The sequence below is a fragment of the Streptomyces sp. NRRL S-495 genome, from assembly GCF_000966955.1.
GTDB classification, from domain to species: domain Bacteria; phylum Actinomycetota; class Actinomycetes; order Streptomycetales; family Streptomycetaceae; genus Kitasatospora; species Kitasatospora purpeofusca.
The window spans coordinates 1-4,519 of the sequence record NZ_JZWY01000399.1 but is presented as its reverse complement, the minus strand read 5'-3'; the positions used below and the strand labels follow the sequence as shown (position 1 = coordinate 4,519).

Annotated in this window: 5 protein-coding genes and 2 pseudogenes; 5 read left to right on the top strand and 2 right to left on the bottom strand. The window is 71.7% G+C overall.

Annotated elements, in window-relative coordinates:
• Positions 1–935, bottom strand: a 935-nt coding sequence (locus tag VR45_RS42520; protein ID WP_159394293.1) for a serine/threonine-protein kinase, incomplete at its 3' end; no start/stop codon positions are given.
• Positions 936–1,017: 82 nt separating this feature from the next.
• Between VR45_RS42520 and VR45_RS21255 the strand changes: the two genes are divergently transcribed.
• The 4 genes from VR45_RS21255 to VR45_RS21240 all read left to right on the top strand — a co-directional run bounded on the left by VR45_RS21255 (position 1,018) and on the right by VR45_RS21240 (position 3,794).
• Positions 1,018–1,647 carry a hypothetical protein gene (locus tag VR45_RS21255; protein WP_045941386.1) on the top strand — a complete coding sequence of 210 codons (630 nt, stop codon included), beginning with the start codon at positions 1,018–1,020 and terminating at the stop codon, positions 1,645–1,647.
• Between the two features lie 518 nt (positions 1,648–2,165).
• Entirely contained in the window at positions 2,166–2,447 is a 282-nt protein-coding gene (locus VR45_RS45775) for a hypothetical protein (RefSeq protein ID WP_159394292.1), read from the top strand.
• A gap of 24 nt (positions 2,448–2,471) precedes the next feature.
• Complete coding sequence (locus tag VR45_RS21245; protein WP_045941384.1) at positions 2,472–2,750, top strand: hypothetical protein; 279 nt, start codon at positions 2,472–2,474, stop codon at positions 2,748–2,750.
• Between the two features lie 312 nt (positions 2,751–3,062).
• On the top strand, positions 3,063–3,794 hold the full coding sequence (locus VR45_RS21240; protein ID WP_045941383.1) for an SMI1/KNR4 family protein: 732 nt from the start codon (positions 3,063–3,065) through the stop codon (positions 3,792–3,794).
• Between the two features lie 74 nt (positions 3,795–3,868).
• Here the strand turns inward: VR45_RS21240 and VR45_RS48825 are convergent.
• Positions 3,869–4,039: pseudogene (locus tag VR45_RS48825) on the bottom strand (AAA family ATPase); the annotation flags it as partial.
• A gap of 214 nt (positions 4,040–4,253) precedes the next feature.
• Between VR45_RS48825 and VR45_RS21235 the strand changes: the two are divergent.
• Positions 4,254–4,519, top strand: a pseudogene (locus VR45_RS21235) (hypothetical protein); the annotation flags it as partial.

Here is a 4,519-nt window from a genome sequence, read left to right as displayed (position 1 = left end):
GGCCTGCCGTACCCCTTCCACCGGAAGAGCATCGCCGCAGGCCCGAGGAACACCGCGGCCAGAGCGGCGACGATGGGGGGCCCGATGAGGGCCATTGGATCGTCTCTGACGATCATCGGGCTACTTCCGAATGCAACAAGGCCGAGTCCGATCACGAGGAAGCAGCTTCCCGTGATCAGGCGCCCTGCACGCGCCATCCGGGACACCGGCGCCGTCGTTCCAGTCGGCGCGGCGGTCATGGTCGATGGCCGGGGTGAGTGCGACGGCATCAGTGGCACCGCCGTGATCATGGGCGTGCCGGCGCGCAGAACAGCCAGGGTGCTGTCAACGGTCGGCCGACCGTCTGGGTTCTTGGCGGGGAGCGCGGTGATGAGGGAGGCGAGGACGGGGCCGGCATGCCGCATCGGCGGCGGATCGTGGAGGGCGATCGCGGCGATGGTGGCCGTGGGGGTCTCGCGCCGGAACGGGGAGATACCCTCCACTGCCTCGTACAGGGTCACCCCCAGCGAGAACAGGTCGCCGGCGGCCTGGTCCTGGGCCCCCCGGAAGCGTTCGGGGGCCATGTACTCGACGGAGCCGATGACACCTCCGGTGGTGGTGAGTCTGGTGTCGGTCTCGTGGACGGCGATGCCGAAGTCGGTGAGCAGTACCTGGCCGTCGTCGGTGAGCAGCACGTTGGCGGGCTTGTCGCGGTGCACGATCCCGGCGGTGTGGGCGGCTTTCAGCGCCTTGAGCAGTGCGGCCGTGACCTCGGCTGCGCGTGGGGCGGGCAGCGGTCCGTCGGTGCGTAGGAGCTCTGCCAGGGATCGTCCCTCGACCAGGCGCATCACGATCCAGGGAGTGCCGTCTTCGACGACCACGTCGTGGACAGCGACGATGTGCGGGTGATCGCGTAGCTTGGCGGCGTTGCGGGCTTCCCGCGCAGCCCGCAGCACCCGCTCACGGCGCTCCGCACCGGAATCGGGGGCTGCCTGCTGCGGCAGCGCCCGGCACAGGCTGCGGGACCGAAGCTCGCTGATGGGTCTGCTGGCCCGTCAGGGCCGCATAGACGAAGCTGTCGAGACCGGCCTTCCGGCGTGCCGGGACCACGACAACGGTCACGTCGTCCACTGGATCCTCGAGCTGCTCGTCACCGACGGCCGTCCCGGCCGGGCGCTCGAGGTGCTCGACAACCTCACCGGTGGGTGGGTGGACGGGCACCCCGAGGATGTCCAGCACCTGCGCCTGTGGCTGCTCGGACAGGCCGGCCGCCACCAGGAGGGCATCGCCCTCGCCACGGCCCTGCCCAGGGACGAACCCGGCCTGTGGGACAGCATCCTCGCGGACCTCCTCGAAGCGGACGGCCGGGCCGAGGAGGCCATCGCTGTGCTGTGCTCCTCCCCGCACCGCAACGCGGCCGAATCCCTGGCCGGGATTCTGGTGCGCACCGGTCGGCCCGCCGAAGCCGTCGCCGTCATCCCCTCCACCGCCGAGCAGCGCGCGGCGTACGAACGGGCTGAACGCCAGTGGAAGGAGGCGGACCCCTGGGGTGTAGCCGCCGCGCTCGCCCGGACGGAGCAGGACGAGAAGCAGCCGGAGGGCCAGGGCCAGCAACGGGCTGCCCCCGACGCCGTGATGACAATCCGCGCGAGAACTGCGCGCCGGTGAGGAGCAACGCGAGCGGACGGTGGCGGTGCCGAAGTCCGTCACAGGTCGGCCGGCTTCGAGGGCCGGGGTACGTCAGGCCTGCTGTTACCTCGCGGTCACGGGTACGCAGGCGGGCGGGCGGTGGGGCAGGGCCGGGCAGCCGCTGTCGCCGACCGGGTCGGTGACAGCGTCGAAGAGCTCCCGGGCGCATTGTGGCCGGCCGGCCGCCGGATCCGGTCCGGCGGGAGGCGGGGCCGGAGGAGGAGCTTCTGCCGGGGCTTGCGCGCGGGCCGGGAAACCGGGCGGCGTGCGGCGGCAGGGCATTGACACGCAGTCCGGCCGGGCGCGGCGGAGCGGGCGCGGAACTGCCAGGGCGGCCGTAGGTCGGTCGCTGCTGTCGGACGGCGGGGGCGATGGCCGTCGATGACCGGCTGCCCTGTCCCGGACCGGCCCGCCGGGGACCTCACCCGCGACGTCGCGACGTCGGGTCGCGCGAAAGGCCTTGGTGGCGCTGGCGGTTCCTTGGTGCAATGGCTGCCGTGACGACTCCCTTCACGATCCACCGACCCGAGTTCCTGCGCCTGACGGGTCTGCTCGACCCGGCAGTGCCGGCGGCCAGCGTGTTGTCGACGTGGGACGCGGGCGAGTGGGGGATGGCCGTCGGGGATCTCGCCGAGCAGTTCTCCGGATACCACACACCGCTGGCGGGTGCGGACCGGGCAGCCCTCCTGGCCCTGGCCGAGGTGTTCGGCGGGTCGGCCAAAGCCGCGTCGGCACTCCGCTGGTGCCCCGACCCCCAGGCGGACACCGAGCGGTGGTAGGAGGTCGAGGACTCGCCCCGGGCCGTGGCCCTCGCGGGCGAACTGCGCCGGGAAGTCGCACCGGGCCACCCGCTCCACGGCATCGCGCTCACCCCCTGGCTGGAGTGCGGGGCCTGCGACGACGTCCTGGTGCGCCTCGACGACGAGAACGCCCTGCCCGGCACGGGCCCCTACCGGGTCGCCGTCGTGCGGCCGACCTGGTCCCGCGGCCCCGAGACCCCGCCGTGGCCCGCGACAGCCGTCTTCGACCGGGCACTGGACGCCCTCGACCGACTCGAGTCCTGCTCCCCCACCGCGGACTGAGCCACCGGCCAGCGTCCGCGGCCGACCGAACCCGCCGGGCCACCCGGCCGTGCCCCGGCCGGCACGAACGCCTGCCCCTGCCGGGCATCGAGCCAGGGCTGCCCCGGCACAGCCCTCGATCAGGCAGGCTGCCGCCGCGCCGGGTCCGGGGGTGTCGTGATCGATCCGCTCTCCCACCGCAGTGGTGCCAGCCCCACGCAGGACCGGTTCGTGGATACCAGTCGCTGAGTTCCGAGGGCATCGGCACCGGCGTGTCGAGGGCCCTGTACCGGTGCCTCAGGACCGCATTGGCGGAGCCGATATCGTCCTGGCATGACGCATGGGTTCGATATGGTGCGGTCACTCGCTGCGGGTGTTGAAGGCCGCAGGGGTGCCTGGGAGTTCATCCGCGGGTTCGTCGCGAACTGGTCGGAGCCTCTCGATGACGACGACGGCTGGGGCGAAGCGGATCTCGTGGCAGCGGAGGAGAGGCTCGGCGTCCGACTGCCGCTGGCGCTTCGAGAGGTGTATCTGCTACTCGGTCGGCGTCGGGACCTGACCAGCAACCATGACGTCCTGCTCGGCCCGTCCGAGCTGTACGTGGACGAGGCCGGGGAAGCACTGGTCTTCCGACACGAGAACCAGGGGGCTGCTTCCTGGGGGATCCTCCTCGACAGTCTGGTGGACGACGACCCTGCTGTGTTCATCAGGGCCGACTTGGCCGACAAGGCTGCCGAATGCTGGGAGAGCTGGCTGGAGCGGCTGTCCCTGTGCTTCATCGAGATCGTGCTGTCGGAATCCCTGCAGGCCGGCGGCGAGCTCTGCGACTTTCTGAGCGACTTCGACGACCACGGCGTCGACCTGCTGGAAAAGAACTGCACCCGGCTGGCGTTCCCGACCTATCCGATGGGTGAGGAAGAGCACCCCATCCGTTGGTTCCTCGGCCGTGACGTGCTCCTGCGTGACGACGACGGCATGGCTCTGCTGGCCCGCGGCCGCACCGAAGCAGCCCTCGACGCAATACGTGGCCTGCTCCCGGGCGAGTGGCTGAACGACCACCGGTAGATCACGTTCCGACCTTCTGCCGTCCGCCCCGCGCCGGCTGATCGGATTCGCCCGTCCGCGGGAGGCCGGCCGACCGCGGCCTGCGGCTCCGGGCGGGCGCGGATGGTGGCGAGACGGTAGGAACCGGTGCCGGTCTCGACGATGCCGCCACCGAAGGTGAGGCGGTCGACGACGGCAGCGCGAGGACGCGGGTCGGTGAAGGTCCTCGTCCGGCCGGACAGGGCTTCGTTCGAGGCGACAGCCACGCGGGCGGGACGCTCCTGGCGCAGCAGCCGGGCGATCAGCTCGTCGGCGCCCGTGGGAGCATGCCTCGGGCGGGGCGGCAGCGACCTCCCCGGACGGACCGAACGAAGGGTTGCTCACATGGGGAACATATCGGCCGAGCGGCGTCGCATCCTGCAGTCGCCTCCGCCCGCGCTTGTCGCGCAGGCGGCGGCGAACCCCGGCGGATCGGTTGCGGTGATCGATCCCGACCTGGTCGGCGACCCCAACGGCTACATCCCGGGGGAAGCGGTCCAGGGCGCCTGGCGGGTCGGCACGGACGGGAAGCTGACCGGGGAGTTCGTGGAGAATCCGAACTACGGCACGCCCAAGGACGACGTCGCCGCGCTCACGGACTCCGAGCACTGGTTGGACTGGCTCGGCCCGCACTCCGCCGTCGCGGTGCGCGACTCCATCGCGGAGATCCTTGACGAACAGGTGTCCGGCGCAACCCTGGAGTGGCT

Bases quoted from the DNA above. Each gene is read 5' to 3' on its own strand.
- VR45_RS21255 (WP_045941386.1), top strand. From the start codon at position 1,018: ATGGGTCTGCTGGCCCGTCAGGGCCGCATAGACGAAGCTGTCGAGACC.
- VR45_RS21240 (WP_045941383.1), top strand. From the start codon at position 3,063: ATGACGCATGGGTTCGATATGGTGCGGTCACTCGCTGCGGGTGTTGAA.